This is a genomic window from Streptomyces sp. P5F9, from assembly GCF_057961495.1.
Window position 1 is genome coordinate 19770 of the sequence record NZ_JBXVPZ010000046.1, and the last position, 15862, is coordinate 35631.

General features: G+C 70.4%; 14 protein-coding genes and 1 pseudogene. 6 read left to right on the forward strand and 9 right to left on the reverse strand.

Features of this window, described 5'->3' with window-relative positions:
- The first annotated feature begins 60 nt into the window (after nt 1-60).
- Complete coding sequence (locus tag AC31A1_RS11085) at nt 61-2172, forward strand: LamG domain-containing protein (protein ID WP_489653125.1); 2112 nt, start codon at nt 61-63, stop codon at nt 2170-2172.
- 846 nt (nt 2173-3018) lie between these two features.
- Here AC31A1_RS11085 and AC31A1_RS11090 read toward each other — a convergent pair.
- The 3 genes from AC31A1_RS11090 to AC31A1_RS11100 all read right to left on the reverse strand — a co-directional run bounded on the left by AC31A1_RS11090 (nt 3019) and on the right by AC31A1_RS11100 (nt 5196).
- Nucleotides 3019-4332 carry a replication-associated recombination protein A gene (locus AC31A1_RS11090; protein WP_489653111.1) on the reverse strand — a complete coding sequence of 438 codons (1314 nt, stop codon included), beginning with the start codon at nt 4330-4332 and terminating at the stop codon, nt 3019-3021.
- 103 nt (nt 4333-4435) lie between these two features.
- The gene (locus tag AC31A1_RS11095; protein WP_489653112.1) at nt 4436-4804 is read right to left on the reverse strand and encodes an MmcQ/YjbR family DNA-binding protein; all 369 of its coding nucleotides are present in this window, start codon (nt 4802-4804) and stop codon (nt 4436-4438) included.
- Nucleotides 4801-5196, reverse strand: a complete 396-nt coding sequence (locus tag AC31A1_RS11100) for an MmcQ/YjbR family DNA-binding protein (protein WP_489653113.1) — start codon at nt 5194-5196, stop codon at nt 4801-4803. The genes AC31A1_RS11095 and AC31A1_RS11100 overlap by 4 nt, the downstream gene beginning before the upstream one ends.
- A gap of 89 nt (nt 5197-5285) precedes the next feature.
- Here AC31A1_RS11100 and AC31A1_RS11105 point away from each other — a divergent pair, with 89 nt between their 5' ends.
- Entirely contained in the window at nt 5286-6218 is a 933-nt protein-coding gene (locus AC31A1_RS11105) for a helix-turn-helix domain-containing protein (RefSeq protein WP_489653114.1), read from the forward strand.
- Nucleotides 6219-6238: 20 nt separating this feature from the next.
- On the opposite strand, the gene AC31A1_RS11110 is transcribed toward AC31A1_RS11105, so the two are convergent.
- The 6 genes and pseudogenes from AC31A1_RS11110 to AC31A1_RS11135 all read right to left on the reverse strand — a co-directional run bounded on the left by AC31A1_RS11110 (nt 6239) and on the right by AC31A1_RS11135 (nt 11736).
- Nucleotides 6239-7225 carry an aldo/keto reductase gene (locus tag AC31A1_RS11110; RefSeq protein ID WP_489653115.1) on the reverse strand — a complete coding sequence of 329 codons (987 nt, stop codon included), beginning with the start codon at nt 7223-7225 and terminating at the stop codon, nt 6239-6241.
- 320 nt (nt 7226-7545) lie between these two features.
- Nucleotides 7546-8169: a TetR family transcriptional regulator gene (locus AC31A1_RS11115; RefSeq protein ID WP_489653116.1), complete on the reverse strand. Its 624-nt coding sequence runs from the start codon at nt 8167-8169 to the stop codon at nt 7546-7548.
- Nucleotides 8170-8335: 166 nt separating this feature from the next.
- Nucleotides 8336-8692, reverse strand: a complete 357-nt coding sequence (locus AC31A1_RS11120; RefSeq protein WP_489653117.1) for a putative quinol monooxygenase — start codon at nt 8690-8692, stop codon at nt 8336-8338.
- Nucleotides 8693-8967: 275 nt separating this feature from the next.
- Nucleotides 8968-9137 (reverse strand): annotated as a pseudogene (locus tag AC31A1_RS11125) (transposase); the annotation flags it as partial.
- Between the two features lie 76 nt (nt 9138-9213).
- Nucleotides 9214-10236 carry an alcohol dehydrogenase catalytic domain-containing protein gene (locus AC31A1_RS11130; protein WP_489653118.1) on the reverse strand — a complete coding sequence of 341 codons (1023 nt, stop codon included), beginning with the start codon at nt 10234-10236 and terminating at the stop codon, nt 9214-9216.
- A gap of 63 nt (nt 10237-10299) precedes the next feature.
- On the reverse strand, nt 10300-11736 hold the full coding sequence (locus AC31A1_RS11135; protein ID WP_489653119.1) for a carboxylesterase family protein: 1437 nt from the start codon (nt 11734-11736) through the stop codon (nt 10300-10302).
- 474 nt (nt 11737-12210) lie between these two features.
- Between AC31A1_RS11135 and AC31A1_RS11140 the strand changes: the two genes are divergently transcribed.
- The 4 genes from AC31A1_RS11140 to AC31A1_RS11155 all read left to right on the forward strand — a co-directional run bounded on the left by AC31A1_RS11140 (nt 12211) and on the right by AC31A1_RS11155 (nt 15473).
- The gene (locus tag AC31A1_RS11140) at nt 12211-12510 is read left to right on the forward strand and encodes a hypothetical protein (RefSeq protein WP_489653120.1); all 300 of its coding nucleotides are present in this window, start codon (nt 12211-12213) and stop codon (nt 12508-12510) included.
- Between the two features lie 427 nt (nt 12511-12937).
- Nucleotides 12938-13843, forward strand: a complete 906-nt coding sequence (locus AC31A1_RS11145) for an NADP-dependent oxidoreductase (protein WP_489653121.1) — start codon at nt 12938-12940, stop codon at nt 13841-13843.
- Nucleotides 13844-13920: 77 nt separating this feature from the next.
- Nucleotides 13921-14982, forward strand: coding sequence for an alkene reductase (locus AC31A1_RS11150; protein ID WP_489653122.1), 1062 nt, complete (start codon nt 13921-13923; stop codon nt 14980-14982).
- Between the two features lie 11 nt (nt 14983-14993).
- On the forward strand, nt 14994-15473 hold the full coding sequence (locus AC31A1_RS11155; protein WP_489653123.1) for a MarR family winged helix-turn-helix transcriptional regulator: 480 nt from the start codon (nt 14994-14996) through the stop codon (nt 15471-15473).
- Nucleotides 15474-15862 lie beyond the last annotated feature (389 nt).

Genomic DNA, 15862 nt, shown 5'->3' on the forward strand with positions numbered 1-15862 from the left:
GTACTCACAGGGGAGGGCCACTTGACCAGATTCACAAGGACAGGCAGACGCAGACGCACGGTGGTGGGGGGCTGTGCGGCGGCGCTGTTGGCCACGGCTGCCGGGACGGCGTACGCGGTGGACAACCTGCCGCCGAATCAGCCGCTTGTCCAAGACCTCCAGTCGGGAGGCAAGGCATGCGCGACCGGTGACGACACACCGTACGTTTCGACGCCGCCCAGGCTCAGCGCAGTGCTGTACGACCCGGAGGAGGACAACCAGCCCTCCGAAGACAGCCCGCTCAGTGGCGAGTTCGAAGCCTGGTGGACGGACGCGGCCGGAGTGCAACAGCAGCGTACCTACACCACCGTCACTCTTTCCTCGGGGTCGCGCCAGTACTGGACGATGCCGAACGACATCCCGGCGAACACCGTCGTCTCCTGGCATGTCCGCGCGAACGACGGCAAGGCGACCTCCACGTGGAGCGACGAGGGCGACGGCTCGGTCTGCTCCTTCGTGTACGACGACGTGAGCCCGGAGAAGCCGACGATCGCCTCTCCCGAATACCCCAACCCGGAGGACGTGTTCTGGGTGGACGGAGTGGGCGTCTACGGCCACTTCACCGTGGACTCGCCTTCCGACGACGTGGTGTCGTACACGTACGGCTTCACGGGCGGCCCTTACGGCACCGTCTCCGCGGAACGGCCGGGCGCGGCCGTGACCATTCCGTACCTCCCGCTCTCCGAGGGACCCAAGTCGCTGACGGTCCGCGCGATCGACCGGTCGGGCCGAAGCAGCGGGGAGTCGCATTACGACTTCAACGTGAAGGCCGGCCGCGCTCCCGTCGCCCGCTGGAAGCTGGACGACCCGGCGGACTCCCAGTCGGCCGCCGCCGAGAGCGGCACCGCCGCCCGTGCCGGGACCGGCGTGACCTTCGGCGGCCCGGCGCCCACCGGCACCACGGCCACCGCCACGGTCGGCCTCGACGGCAGCGACCACGCCTTTCTCACCCCGGACGCCCCGGCGACCGACATCCGTAAGACCTTCGCGGTGAGCGCGTGGGTACGGCCCGCCGAAACCGACCGGAACATGACCGTCGTCAGCCAGGATGCCGACGGGGCGCCCGGCTTCGACCTCGGGCTGCGCCACCAGGACTCCGGGCCCGCCTGGTCGTTCGCGATCGGCGGCGCGCAGGTGTCCGGCGGCGCCCCCGAGACCGGCGAGTGGGCCCATCTGCTGGGGCTGTACGACGCCGAGACCGGAAAGGCGCGGCTGTACGTCAACGGCCACGAGGCCGGGACCGCGGCCGACGCGACTCCCGCCGAGGCGGCCGGCGCTTTCCAGATCGGGCGCGCCCTCAGGACTGCCGGCTATGGGGACCAGTGGCACGGGGACATCGGTGACGTACAGGTTCACGACCGGGTCGCGGTGCCGGACGAGGTAGCCGAACTGGCCTACCGCAAGCCGAAGTTGCTCGGCCACTGGTCGCTGGAGAACGCGACGGACGGGGCGAGCCCGGAGCAGTCGGGCGGCACGCCGCTGCGGCTCGGCACAGGGGCCTCGATCTACCGAGGCTCCGACGACTCCTGCATCCCGGACATCGACCCGGACTGCACCTACGTGCCGCCGCCACTCGTCGGTGACGGGCACCTGCTGCTGGACGGCGAGAGCGGGTACGCCGCTGCCGACGGGCCCGTCGTGGACACCGGGGACAGTTTCACTCTCGGCGTCGTCGTACGCCTCGCGGACTCCGAGCCCGCCCACCCGATGACCGTGCTCTCGCAGGCCGGCGAGCACACCGACGCCTTCAAGGTGCGCTACGAGCCGTCCACGCACGCCTGGCAACTGGTGATGCCGGAGAAGGACGAGGCCGGAGCCCCCGAGAAGGTGGTGTCCCAGATCGTGGGCGCGGACGGAGGCGAGGGCCAAGGCCATCGCCTCGCCGTGGTCTACGACGACGCCACCGACACGATCAAGCTCTACCTCGACGGCTATACCAACGCCGAGGCGACCGCGAGCCTCCCCAACGGCTGGCACAGCACCGGTGCCCTCCAGATCGGCAGGGCCAGGTCCGGTGACAGCTGGGGCGAGTACCTGCATGGCGACGTGGACGAGGTACAGGCCTACTCCGGCGCGCTGAGGGACGGCGACATCATCGGCCTGGGGCACGGTACGGATCCTTGTCTGTGCTGAGACGTCATCCGCTTGTCGATCACAGGGCTGGCCTGGTCGAACAGGGTTCCTGATCGGGTGATCGCGTGAAAGCCGACGCATGACAGCAGGGCCTCTTGGTAGTTCGGGGTTGCGAACCAAACCGATCGCCAGGAGGCCCTGTCGCCGCAGTTTTTCGCGTCCGCGCGTGTGGAGTCCAACTCGGCGTCCCTGTCGTGTGACTGCCTCGCGCACAGGTCCGGCGACGCGGCGGACGGGCCGGACCGCATCCCGAGTCATGGCTCCGCATGACGGAGGCGGAGTGGCGGGTGGTGCGGCCGTTGCTGCCGGTTCCGGCCTGGCTGTTGGCCGGCAGCGTCTCGTAGTCACGCACCAGGTGACGCAGCCCCTCCACCTCGCCGGGACGGCCTCCAGCCCCAGGGCTGCGGCCAGTTGCCGGCAGCGCATGCCCTCCCGGCCGGCTTCCGACTCCAGCACCGCCACGATCCGCCGGTAGTCAGGCGCAAGGACCGACGCCGCCACGCCATCCATCCGCCGCGGCACCCACAACCGCGCTGCGGGAAGTCAAGTGCCCGCTACCGGCGCCCGCGGGCACTCGACGAGGCCCGCGAACTGGTGGCCGTGGGCGCTCTGGACATCGGCCTACGGCTTGACAATCGCGGGCGCGGCGACCGACGACCACAGCACTGGGGCGTACGGGTGACCGTCGCCGGCTACCTCATCGACACCTCCGCCCTCGCCCGTGTCCTGCTCCGCCAGAACACCGCCGAACGGGAGGCAGGATCACCGCCGGCCTCGTCGCGAGCTGCGACATCACCCAGCGCCTCCTCGACGGGTGCGAGCTCCGGGTCCGACGGGGACGGGTGGTCAGCCGCGTTGCCTGCGGGCGCGCAGGGTGGCCCAGTGGCGCAGGCGCTCGGTGATCTGGGCTTCGTAGCCGTTGCGGGTGGGCTGGTAGTACGTCTCGCGGTCCATGTCGTCGGGGAAGTAGTCGTCGCCGGAGAAGCCGTCGGCTGTGTCCGGGTCGTACTGGTAGTCCTTGCCGTAGCCGAGGTCTTTCATCAGCCGGGTCGGGGCGTTGAGGATGTGGGCGGGCGGCACGAGTGAGCCGGTGTGCCGGGCTGATCGGTGTGCGGCGTTGAAGCCGCGGTAGACGGCGATGGACTTGGGGGCGGTGGCGAGGTAGACGACGGCCTGGGCGATCGCCAACTCGCCCTCGGGGGAGCCGAGTCGCTCGTACACGTCCCAGGCGGCGAGTGCCTGCTGGACGGCGTGCGGGTCGGCCATGCCGATGTCCTCGTTCGCGAAGCGGACCAGGCGGCGGGCGACGAACAGCGGGTCCTCGCCGCCGTCGAGCATGCGGGCGAGCCAGTACAGGGCCGCGTCCGGGTCGGAGCCGCGCATCGACTTGTGCAGCGCGGAGATCAGGTTGTAGTGGCCCTCCTGCGCCTTGTCGTACAGCGGGGCGCGCTGCTGGATGTGGTGGGCGAGCCCGGCGGTGTCCAGGGTGGTTTCGGTGACCGGGAGGGCTTGGAGCTGTTCGGCCATGTTGAGGAGGTAGCGGCCGTCGCCGTCGGCCATGGCGATCAGGGCGCGGCGGGCGTCGTCGTCCAGGGGCAGATGGTGGCCGGTGAGCTGCTCGGCGCGGTCGAGGAGCGTGGACAGCGCGGCTTCGTCGAGGCGTTTGAGGACGAGGACCTGGGTGCGGGAGAGGAGGGCGCCGTTGAGTTCGAAGCTCGGGTTCTCCGTGGTGGCGCCGATCAGGGTGACGGTGCCGTCCTCGACGTAGGGCAGGAAGCTGTCCTGCTGGGCGCGGTTGAAGCGGTGGATCTCGTCGACGAACAGCAGGGTGCCCTGGCCGATGCCGCGTCGGCTTCGTGCGGCGGCGAAGACCTTGCGCAGATCGGCCACGCCGGAGAAGGTGGCCGACACCGGCTCGAAGGCCAGGTTGCCGGCGTCCGCGAGGAGCCGGGCGATGGTGGTCTTCCCGACGCCGGGCGGGCCCCACAGGATGGCGGAGCCGAGGCGCTGCTGGGCGACCATGCGGCCCAGCGGGGCGTCCCGGGCAAGGAGGTGGTCCTGCCCGACGACATCTTCCAGCCGGGTGGGGCGCAGGCGGTCGGCGAGGGGCCGGGCGGGCTCCTCGCCGAAGAGCGGCAGGGTCGCTTCGGTCGGTTCCATCGGTCTCTCGGGTGGTGTGAGGCGGGCGTCCGCGGATGTGACGAGCCTTGCACGGGACACTGACAGGCGGGGGCTCAGCCGCTCGCGGGGAAGCTCGCGGCGCTCATCGGACACCGGGGCGGTCGCGTCGCGGCAGCCGCTTGGTGACCAGGTCGTAGGAGTTCTCGACCGCGTCGGTGACCAGCCGCTCGGTGATGCCGGGACCAGGCCCGAGGGAGATCCAGTGCCGTTTGTCGAGGTAGTGGCCCGGGGTGATCGAGGCGTAGCCGCGTACGTGAGCGCGGGCGTGTTCGGGTTCGCACTTGACCGTGATGATCTGCTCGTCCGGGTCGTCGGTGACGATCAGGAACACCCTGCCCGCGACCTTGTACACGTCGAGTCCGGGAGTGAAGGGGTATCCGTGGCTGACGTCGGGGAGGGTCAGTGCCGCCCGGCGGGCCGTGTCCTGGAGCCGGTCGCCGGCCGCGCTCATCGGGCCGCCCGCCTTCCGCTGCCGTACGTGTTCGGGTCGACGGGCTGCTCCGCCTTGGGCAGGTGAGCGACGACGAGCCGGTACGACTCGGTGACGAGTTCCCCGACGAGCTCCTTGTCGACGCCTGCCCCGCCCTCCAGCGTGATCCAGTGCTTCTTGTTCATGTGGTAGCCCGGGGTGATGTGGCTGTACTGCTCCCGCAGGGCGTGGGCCTCACCGGGGTCCGCCTTGAGGATCACGACGGGACGCCCGGGGACCTCGGTCATCAGCATGAAGACCTTGCCGCGCACCTTGTAGACCTCCCAGTCGGGGCCGAAGGGATGCTCCAGCGCTGCTCCGGGAAGTCCTTCGGCGCAGTCGACGGCGGTCTTGTGCAGATCCGTTCCGTTCATGGGGCGGTGCCTTCCTCAAGAGGGTGGTCGCGGCGGCACGTCCCATCCTTCCCTCGAACCCGACAAGGAGGCCGGTAGGCTGCGGACACGTGATGGTCGACAAGCGACACTCCGGGCCGAGCAGGCAGGCCGGACCAGCTGAGGTTCCGCTGTACGGTTTCCAGCCCCCGGTCGGTACTCCCTACGGCCTGGAGGTGAGCACCGTCGAGGACTTCTTCGCCCAGCACGACGACTGGCCGTGGAACCCGCCCCGTCCGGGACGTGCCACCTTCCACTACCTGATCCTGGTCACCGAGGGTGAGTTGCGGCACGACGTCGACTACGTCACGCGGACGGTGGCCCCCGGCCAGTGGCTGTGGGTACGTCCCGGGCACGCGCAGTGCTGGCATCCGCCCGGCGCGGCCCGCGGCCCGTTCATCCTGTTCGAACCGGGCGTGCTGCGGCCCGACCTCGCCCGTCTCCTGGCCCCGCTCACCGCGCACGAGGCCCCCGCCGTGCTCAGCCCGCACCCCGACGACACCGCCTGGCTCCAGCAGACGGCACTCCAGCTACTGGACGAACACCGCGCACTGGGGCGCCGCCCCCTCGACGTCCACCACGCCCTGCGTCGCAGCCTGCTCGAATCGCTGTTGCTGCGCCTGGCCAACTCCCCGGACATCGCCCTCGATGGCACGGCCGCGGCCGGCACGGGCCGTGCCGACAGGTACGGACGCTTCCTGGACGCCCTGGAGCTGCACTTTCGCGAGCTGCACCAAGCCGCGGACTACGCCGAACTGCTCGGCTGCTCGGTCCGCACCCTCAGCCGTGCCGCCCGGGACGCCACCGGCAAGGGGGTGCGTGAACTCATCGACGAGCGGCGCCTCCTGGAAGCCCGGCGCCTGCTGGGAGCTGCCCGGTGGGATGCCCGGACGGTGGCCGTCCACCTCGGCTTCACCGACCCCGCGAACTTCGGCCGCTTCTTCCGCGACCGCACCGGCCTCACCCCGGCCGCGTTCGCAGTCCGGGACGCAAGGCGCGGGTAGGTCTACCAACTGGGCTGGGGTCAGACCCAGTTGGGGGCATGCTCTTCGGCGTAGCGGGCGCCGAATCCACCGTTCGGGAGGATCTCGCGGATCGCGGCGAGGTCGGCCTCGGTGAGGGCGACGTCGGCGGCGCCGGCGTTCTCCTCCATACGGGCGGCGCTGCGGGTTCCCGGGATCGGGACGATCTGGTCGCCCTGAGCGAGCAGCCAGGCCAGGGCGAGCTGGGAGACGGTGACGCCCTTGGAAGTGGCCAACTTGCCGAGTCGATCCACGGCGTCCACGTTCTTCTCGAAGTTGCCGGACTGCCAGCGCGGGTCGGTGTTGCGCATATCGGTGGCGTCGTACTGTCCCGCGGGCTTCGCGGTACCGGTGATGAAACCGCGGCCGAGGGGCGAATAGGGGACAAAGCCGATGCCGAGCTCCTGGAGGAGCGGGAAGAGGTGTTCGACCTCGCGCTCGAAGAGCGAGTACTCGGTCTGCAGGACCGAGACCGGCTGGACGGCGTGCGCCTTGCGGATCGTCTCCGGGCCCGCCTCGCTCAGGCCGAAGTACTTCACCTTGCCCGCGTCGATCAGTTCCTTGACGGTGCCTGCGACCTCCTCGATCGGCACGTCCGGGTCGACCCGGTGCTGATAGAAGACGTCGATCTGGTCGACGCCCAGGTAGCGCAGGCTGTTGTCGGCGACCTTGCGAATGTTGTCGGGGCGACTGTTGAGGGCACCGAATCCCTGGGACAGGTCGGACAGGTCGAACCCGAACTTGGTGGCCAGGACCACCTCGTCGCGGAAGTCCTTGACCGCCTTGCCGACCAGGATCTCGTTGGAGCCGGTGCCGAAGCCGTAGAGCTCGGCGGTGTCGAAGAAGGTGACGCCCAGGTCATGGGCGCGGCGGATGGCGGCGACACCCGCCTCCTCGTCACCCGGGCCGTAGGCCATGGTCAGGCCCATCGAGCCGTAGCCGATCACCGAGACAGTCAGGCCCTGAGTGCCGAGTGTCCTGTGCTGCATGAGGATCTCCCTGACGTTAAACCAAACAGTTCGGTTTGAAGCCTATGCCGACCACCGCCCGTCGTCAAACCAAACGGTTTGGTCGGATGGTTTGGAGGTATGAGCCCCTCAATCCGTGCAGACTCGGTCCGTGACCGGATCGCCAAGGCCGCTGATCGTCGTGGAAGCATCGAACAGCCGGGGATGGCCCGCTGCCGCTCGTCTCCCTGGGGGCGGTCACCTGCACCGCGCTCACCCTCGGTGGTGGCGCCTGGCTCGCGGGTTTGCTGTAGCAGCGCTGAGGCGCGATGCGGATTTTTCGGAGTTCGGCGGCCCGAGGCTCAGCGCGGGCGGGGGAAAAGGCGCTCGACGGCGGTGACCAGGGCCGCACGGCGTGCGCCGACGGAGGTGTCTGCGGCCAGCTTGGCCGCGGCGGCGCCGATCTCCGGCTGACCTGCCCAGGTGGTGGCGATCTGGTTGATCAAGGCGAGTACGTCGACCGGATCCCAGGCGGGATCGATCAGGCCGGCGCGCTGCGCGTCGCGGAGCTGTTCGACCTTGCCGGTGATGGTGGTGAGCAGGGGGTCAACCGTGTCGCTGTCGGCTTCGCCGTCGGCGAGTTCGAGGCGGCCCCAGGTGATGAGCCGATAGTGGTCCGGGTGGGCCGTGAAGTGGTCGAAGAGGATGCCTGCGTAGCCGGGCAGGTCCGCAGGGTCCATGCGGGTGGCCTCGATGAGCGCGGCCGTTTCGTGCCCGGTGATGTGGTGGTAGAGGGCCTCTTTGCTGCTGAAGTAGGCGTAGACCCGTTCCTTGCTGGTCCGCGCCTGCTTGGCGAGGCGGTCCACTCGGGCGCCGGCGATGCCGTATCGGGCGAACTCATCCTTCGCCGCGGCGAGGATCCGCTGCCGGGTGTCGGCGGTAGGGGAGTTCGAGGTCTTCTTACGGGAGACGGCGGAGCGAGGCATAGGGACAAGATAGGCGACCAAACAGTTCGGTTTGCGAGCCGTGCAGTCAGATCTCCTCTCCCGGGGTCGGGCGATCCGAAACGCGGAACGGCCACGAACCCGGCGCCCACGGCCTGTTCGGACCGGTTCCGAGGCGGGTTCGTGGCGATGGGCGGCGGCCCGGGTATCAGCGGCTGATGCTGCGGAAGGGCTTGAAGTCGGTGCCCTTGCCTCCGAGGAACGTGTCGCGGAACTTCTGGGTGAGGTTGCCGACCATCGTGAGCTGGATCATCTCGGCGGCCTCGGCCCAGTCCTTCTGGCCGTCGGCGGTGAGTTCCATGTGCTTCCAGACGGCCTCCTCGTTCTCGTAGTGCTCGTGCTGGAAGTACGAGCCGTCGGGCGCCTGGAAGATCTCGTAGCCGAGGATGTACGGCTCCTGGGCCTCGGTGACCGGGAGGACCTTGGCCAGATAGTCCTGGAAGCGGTCTTCCATGCCGGGCTTCACGCGGTAGTGGAACAGGGCGTACACGACGGTGTCGCTCATCGACTTCTCCTTGCTGCGTTCGTCGTTCGGTCGGCGCAGCGACGAGCCGCTGCTGCCCGCGGCCCGGGGGGGCTCCGCGATCGGCGGCAGGCCAGTGGCGGCGCGGCGACCGCTGAAGAGCCTCTGCGGTACTCAGCCCGACCCACCCCCAAACCAAACCGATTGGTATTGACCGTACGCGTGGCCCACTCCATTAGTCAAACCGAACCGTTTGGTATGGCATCTCGCAGGGATTCATCGGGTCCGGAGCGGGCCCGGCGCCTGGACGGGCAGGTCACCGCGTTCCGCCATCGCGGAGACCTGGGACTTCGACAGTGAGGGAAGTACTGCCCTGCTGCAGCTTGGGGATTGCCCGTTCGACCGTGTCGGCGAGGGCGTCCCACTCGCGCGGGCGGTAGCCGTTGCGGTGATTGACTCTCTCCTCCCTGGCCTCCTCCGCGAGGCATGCACGGGCAGACTGTCAGGTGCGAGGAGATCGAGTTGACGTGCGCGATGACCTTGTCGCGTTCCGCGATCAGTTCTCAGTCGTCCAGGACGACGACGTGCTTGCCCGGCGTGGTACCGGATTCGAGGTCGGCCTGGGCGTCCCGGACCTGCTCCAGGCCGTGGTAGACCTTCGCGACCGGGACGTTGAGGCGTCCGGCGGCGATGGCCTGGAGCTGGTGGGCGAAGACGTCGGCCGGGAGGTCGCCGGCCTGACCGCCGTAGGAGGTCAGGCGTACCCCGAAGGGGATCATGAACGGGGTGAAGTCCGGGATGGACCACTGGCCTGCCAGGGCTCCGGTGAAGCAGACGGTGCCGTGCCGGCGGACGGCGTTGAGGGTGTCGGGGAGGACCGAGCAGCCGACCAGTTCCAGGGCGGCGTCGACGCCGTCCGGGATCAGCTCGCGCACCTGGTCGGCGAGGGTGCCGTTGTCGACGAGGGGATGGTCGACGCCCGCGGCCCGCAGTTCCCCGGCCCGGCCGGGGCTGCGGGTGGTGGAGATGACGGTGGCGCCGAGGTCCTTCGCGATGGTGGCCGCGCTCAGCCCGACCGTGGAGGTGCCGCCGCGGATCAGCAGCGTCTGCCCGGCCTTGAGGTCCAGGCCGCGGGTCAGGGATCCGTAGGCGGTCTGGAACATCTCGGGCAGCGCGCCGACGACGTCCCACGGCAGGCTGGTCTCGAACGGGATGACCTGCCCGGCGGGGACGGTGACGTACTGGGCGTACGCGCCGTCGTACGAGCGGCCCATGCCGCCCATCATCGTGGCCACCTGCTGTCCTGGCCGCAGCCCGCTGTCCTCGTCGGCCTCGTCGACCACGCCGACGCCCTCGATGCCGGGCACGCGCGGGTAGGTGACCTCCGCGTCCGACTCGCCCTTGCGGGTGGTGACCTCGGACTCGTTGACGCCGAACGCCTTCACCCTGATCCGCACCCAGCCGGGCTTGCGGACGGGCACCGGCACATCCTTGATCTCCAGTGCGTCGATGCCGCCGGGCCGGGTGACGACGACGGCCCGCATCGTCGCCGGTGCGGCGTCGCCGGCTGCTTTCGGTTGGCTCATACCGAGTTCCTCACTCTGCGTCGCCCCCTTGGTGCGCTGTTCCGGATGGCGTCCCGCCGGCCGTCAGGGACGGTCGATGCCCTCCCACAGGCCGAGGGCCTGCTGGTAGTGGGCGGTGGCCTCGAAGGGCGGGTTGCCGACGCTTCCCGAGGTGGGCTTGTCCGTGACGGCGGGCCACAGACGGGACCGCTCACCGGTGGCGAAGTCGAGCACGATGTCGCGGATCCGCGTGTCACGCTCGGCCTGTTCGGCACTGCGGCCCGGCTGTTCCTGGCCGACCAGGGCGTACATCTCGGTGCCGTGCACCGCGGGCGCGCCCTCGGCTGGCCCGATCGTCAGGAGATGGGCATTGCCGCCCGCGGCGGCGTGCGCCAGGGCGCCGCGGGCGGCCGGGAGCGCGAAGAGGTAGTCCGCCATGACCGCGGCGCGGACCTCGGCCGGGGTACGGCCGCCCTGGTCGTAGGCGTCGACGATCTTCCGCGCGCGGGAGCGGGAAATACGCCACCCCGCGACCTCGTCGACGACGCGGTCGAGGGTGTGCGGGTCGAAGCGGTCGAGGTCGTTCGCCACCCACCACCCCATGTCGTCACTCGCCATGCTCAGCAGCACGTCGACATCGCGATGCGCGCCCGAGGCGAGGACGTCCATGGGATGGGCGTGCACCACCGCGCCGGGCTGCCCGATGTCCAGGACGACTCCGGTGGCCTTGTTGTCCACCCCGCCGCGGACTCCGAGATCCGTCGGGGCGACCTTGCGCAGGGCGCCCGTCAGGGAGACCGCGTCGAGGTCGAGCAGCTTCTCCGGGTTGTCCGCCACGCCGAGTTCGGTGACGAACAGGTGCGCGAGCTCCTCGGCCCACCAGGCCGGGACGCTACGAGCGGGCCCGCCGGAGAACCCGGCCAGTCGCCGGTACAGGCCGTCGGCGGAGGAGGCGCCGAGCAGACCGAAGGTGGAGTAGGCGCCGGCGCTGTGGCCGTAGACGGTGACGTTGTCGGGGTCGCCGCCGAAGTGGGCGATGTTCCGCCGGATCCAGGTGAGCGCGGCGATGACGTCCTGCAGGAAAAGGTTGCCGGCCTCGGCGAGCCGCCCGCCGTATTGCGAGAGCGAGAGCGCGCCCAGGGCGCCGAGCCGGTAGTTGACCGACACGCTCACCACGCGCCCCGACGCGGCCAGACCGGAGGCGTTGGAGGTGATTTGCGTGTTCGCGCCGAACTCGAATCCGCCGCCGTGGATGTACACGGTCACCGGGAGCGCCTTGGCGGCCGGCTGCTCAGGGGCCCACACGTTCAGGTTCAGGCAGTCCTCGCCCATCCCGCTGTCCGCTTCGAGCCAGTCGCCGCTGTCGGGCTGGACAGAGACGACGCCCTTGCGGTCATAGGGTCGGTCTGGATCGAAGTCCGCGACCACGGGGCGGCGATACCGCTCGGCGGTGGCGTAGGGGATCCCCCACCAGGACCGCACCCCTGGTGCGGTCGGAGCCTTGGGAGCGGTAGCGGTCATGACATGTCCTTCCAGCGCGGTTCGGGCGTTCGGGCGTTCGCGCGGTGCTTCGGCGGCTTGTTACTCGCGGTGACGTCTCCCATCGTTTCCCGGGATCCGAGAAAATGGCCGGCGGGTGGCGGTCACCCGGTGGTCATCAGGTGACACTTCGGCAACAAGATCTCGGTGCAGGCCATGAGCTTCTCCTACATGACCGACGGCCGGATCGTCGGCGAACGCGGCCGGCCTGACCTCCCGCGAGAGGTCGGTCTCTTCGAGGGAGATACGGCAGGAGGCGGCGCCCCTGGCCCGGATGGCTGTCGCCGGTCGTCAGGGCGGCCTGGCCCAGGGAGCCGCTGAACAGAACCAGATCCTCGGCGGTGAGACCGGGGCGCGGCAGGCCGTCGTTCGTCGCGAACCTCGCCCGGCTCGCGATCGCGGTCGGCCGACGCCCTCCTGTCCACATCCCGCGGCCCCCAGGCCCTGGCAGAGACGGTGGCCGAGCTCGGCCGGCGAGCCCGCGCCACGACACCCGACGAGGCGGCCCGCGCCGGTGACCGGGTCGTGGTGAGCATCCCGCCGGCTCCTTGCCGGGAGCTTTCCCGCCGCCGCACTGTCGGGCGAGGTCGTGCTCGACATCGGAGCGTCCGTGACGCGCCGTACGACGAACCCGACGACGGCCGCGTCGGCCTTGTCGAGCCACGTCACGTCGTCGGCGATCACCAGCGGCGCGCGCTCGGCGGCCCTGGGCAGCGGACCACGTCTCGCCTCAGCGACGAAGCGGTACCGACCTGAACGACCGCTCGCCAACAGGGAACTCCACAATCAGGCCGGCCCGTACGAGGGCGCCAGACCTCCTGCCGGAACAGCCGGACACCGAGCCGTTGGCTCGACTGGAGGAGAAGGACGCGGAGCTGGAGGCCGTCCGGCGGCCAACCGCGAGCCGACCCGGACCCTGGGCCAGAAAGAAGCCGCGCACCGCCAGCCGGGGCCCGACCGGCCCGTCGTCCAGCTTCCAGTCGAGGTAGCCCTTGGTCGCGGAAGGTGCGCTCCGGCGGGGCGCCTCCCATGTCGACAGCCGCCCCGAAGCGACCGACGCGACCACGATCGCTCGCTCTTGCGCAGCCCGAGCGACAGCAAATACTTGGCTAGCCACATGTTTGCTGTTACCTTGATTATGTGTCCAGCCACCTAAATGGGTGGCGACACGAGAGGAGTCGTCATGAAAGCCATCCTGTTCGACCGTTTCGGAGGCACGGACGTGCTGCACGAGGCGGACATCGAGGTCCCGCAGCCCGGCCCCGGGCAGATCCGCGTCCGCGTCAGGGCGGCCGGGCTGAACGCGCTGGACGGCAAGATCCGCTCCGGGACGATGGAGGCCGCGTTCCCCACGCCGCTCCCCGCCGTCCCCGGTGCCGAGCTCGCCGGCGTGGTGGACGCCCTGGGTGAGGGCGTTCGGGACGTGCGGGTGGGTGACGAGGTGCTGGGCTGGTCGGACACCGGCTCGTACGCCCAGTTCGCGCTGGCCACCACCGTGGCCCCCAAGCCCGCCGGCCTCGACTGGCAGCACGCGGTCGCGCTGCCGGTGGCGGGCGAGACGGCCGAGCGGGTCCTGGACCTGCTGGGCGTCGCCGCCGGGGAGACCGTACTGATGCACGGCGCGGCCGGAGCGGTCGGCACCCTGGCGGTCCAGCTCGCCACGGCCCGCGGAGCGCGTGTCATCGCCACCGCCGGCCCCGCGAACCAGGACTACCTCACCTCGCTCGGCGCCACCGCGACGGTTTACGGCGAGGGCCTGGTCGAGCGGGTCCGGGCGCTCGCCCCCGACGGCGTGGACGCGGTGTTCGACCTGGCCGGGAAGGGAGCCCTGGAGGACTCCATCGCCCTGCGCGGCGGCACCGAGCGCATCGTCACCATCGCCGACTTCCGCGCGCGACAGTTCGGCATCACCTTCTCCAGCGGCGGCCAGGAACGCTCGGCCGCCCGCCTGTCCGCCCTGGCCCAGGACGCCGCGACCGGCAAGGTCGTCACCACCGTCACCGCCTACCCGCTCGACCAGGCCGCCACGGCCCAGCAGGTCAGCGACGCCGGCCATGTCCGGGGCAAGCTCGCCCTCACCCTCGACTGATCACGCCCGCCTCTCCCCCTTGTTCTTCCCTCTTGTTCCGATCGTCACCTGACCGTCACCGCACCGAAGGACCACTCATGCTGCACGCCCTGTGGACACCGACCACCGTCGGCGACATCCCCCTCCCGCACCGCCTGGTCATGGCCCCCATGACCCGTGACCGCTCCACCCCCGAAGGCGTACCGACCGAGCTGAACGCCGAGTACTACGCCCAGCGGGCCTCGCACGCGCTCATCATCACCGAGGGCACCCAGCCCAACGCCGACGGCCAGGGCTACCTCCTCACCCCCGGCGTCCACAATGACGATCAGATCGCCGGATGGCGCAAGGTCACCGACGCCGTGCACGCGGCCGACGGCCGGATCGTCATCCAGCTGATGCACACCGGACGCATCTCCCACCCCGACAACACCCCTCACGGCCGTCAGCCCGTCGCCCCTTCGGCGGTCCAGCCGCAGGGCGCGATGTTCACCGCGTCCGGGCCCCAGGAGATGCCGACGCCCCGTGCGCTGTCGACGCAGGAGGTCGTGGCGACCGTCGACGACTTCCGCCGCGCCGCGGCGGCCGCCGTCGCGGCAGGCGCCGACGGCGTAGAGATCCACGGCGCCAACGGCTACCTCGTGCACCAGTTCCTCTCCGACAACACCAACCAGCGCACCGACCAGTACGGCGGCTCCATCGACAACCGCATCCGCTTCGCCGTGGAGGTCGCCACCGCGGTGGCCGAGGAGATCGGCGCCGACCGCACCGGCCTGCGCATCTCCCCCGGCAACCCCTACAACGACATCGCCGAGTCCGACACCGCCGAGCTGTATCCGGCGCTCCTGCGCGCCCTCAGTCCGCTCGGCCTCGCCTACCTCCACGTGATGCACGCGGGCGACGAGGAGCTGCTGGGCACCCTGCGCGCGCTGTGGCCGACCACGCTGATCCTCAACCGGGCCGGCACGGACCTGCCCACCCGCGCCAAGGACATCGACCACGGCACGGCCGACCTCGTCTCCGTCGGCGCCCTCGCGCTCGCCAACCCGGACCTGGTCGAGCGGCTACGCTCTGACGCGCCGCTGAACACCCCCGACCCGGCGACCTTCTACGGCGGCGGAGTGGCCGGCTACACCGACTACCCCACCCACACCGTCTGAGGAACCGCATCATGCCCGCCTCCACCCACCGCACCCCCTCTACGGCCAGCGAGGGGCCGATGAGCTACGCGATCTTCCAGCTCGCCCGCGCTCACCGCGCCCGCGCCGCCGCCATGCTCCGCGAGGTGGACCTGCATCCCGGTCAGGAACTGCTGCTGATGCAACTCCTCGACCGGGACGGCCAGACCCAGTCCGAGCTGCTCGAAAGCGTCGGCCTGGACCACTCCACGGTCTCCAAGTCCCTGCGCCGCATGCAGGACGCCGGCCTGCTCGTGCGCGAGCCGGCCGAACACGACCGGCGCGTCATGGTCGTCCACCTCACCGACAAGGGCCGTGCCATGCGCGAGCCCATCGCGGCCATGTGGCAGACCCTGGAGGAGACCTCCGCGCGGGACCTGTCGGCGCAGCAGGCGGAGTCCTTCGTCCGTATCGCCTACGCCATCGCCGACGCGATCAACAGCCGTGAAGTCGCGGCGGAAGAGTCCGAGTAACTCCCCTCGGCCTGCACCCCGGTTCGGGCCTGGAGTGCGCATCGTCTCCGGCGTTCCCGCGAAGTGGACAGTGCCGCAGCGCACTCGGCCCACGAAGGCCCGTACTGAACGGAGCCAGGCTCCCCGACTGTCGGAAGAAGCCCCGGCGAGCCGAGCCGGCGGATGCGGCGGAACCCGCCCGTTCAATCCCGTGCGTCGTGGGGAAACCGGGGTGAACGCGGCCTCAGCGTCAGGGGCGGGCACGTTCACCCCCGTGCGTCGGGGAAAGCCGGGATGAGCCGGGGCTTCATGGTGAGAGGCGGGCGCGAGCTGTCCCGGTGGGAAGCAGGACGGGATTCGTTCGGGGTGGGGCGACACCCGACGAGCCCTGCCCCGTCGCCGGCCGGCCC

Bases quoted from the DNA above. Each gene is read 5' to 3' on its own strand.
- AC31A1_RS11090 (WP_489653111.1), bottom strand. From the start codon at position 4,332: ATGGAACCGACCGAAGCGACCCTGCCGCTCTTCGGCGAGGAGCCCGCC.
- AC31A1_RS11095 (WP_489653112.1), bottom strand. From the start codon at position 4,804: ATGAGCGCGGCCGGCGACCGGCTCCAGGACACGGCCCGCCGGGCGGCA.
- AC31A1_RS11100 (WP_489653113.1), bottom strand. From the start codon at position 5,196: ATGAACGGAACGGATCTGCACAAGACCGCCGTCGACTGCGCCGAAGGA.
- AC31A1_RS11110 (WP_489653115.1), bottom strand. From the start codon at position 7,225: ATGCAGCACAGGACACTCGGCACTCAGGGCCTGACTGTCTCGGTGATC.
- AC31A1_RS11115 (WP_489653116.1), bottom strand. From the start codon at position 8,169: ATGCCTCGCTCCGCCGTCTCCCGTAAGAAGACCTCGAACTCCCCTACC.
- AC31A1_RS11120 (WP_489653117.1), bottom strand. From the start codon at position 8,692: ATGAGCGACACCGTCGTGTACGCCCTGTTCCACTACCGCGTGAAGCCC.
- AC31A1_RS11130 (WP_489653118.1), bottom strand. From the start codon at position 10,236: ATGAGCCAACCGAAAGCAGCCGGCGACGCCGCACCGGCGACGATGCGG.
- AC31A1_RS11135 (WP_489653119.1), bottom strand. From the start codon at position 11,736: ATGACCGCTACCGCTCCCAAGGCTCCGACCGCACCAGGGGTGCGGTCC.
- AC31A1_RS11145 (WP_489653121.1), top strand. From the start codon at position 12,938: ATGAAAGCCATCCTGTTCGACCGTTTCGGAGGCACGGACGTGCTGCAC.
- AC31A1_RS11150 (WP_489653122.1), top strand. From the start codon at position 13,921: ATGCTGCACGCCCTGTGGACACCGACCACCGTCGGCGACATCCCCCTC.
- AC31A1_RS11155 (WP_489653123.1), top strand. From the start codon at position 14,994: ATGCCCGCCTCCACCCACCGCACCCCCTCTACGGCCAGCGAGGGGCCG.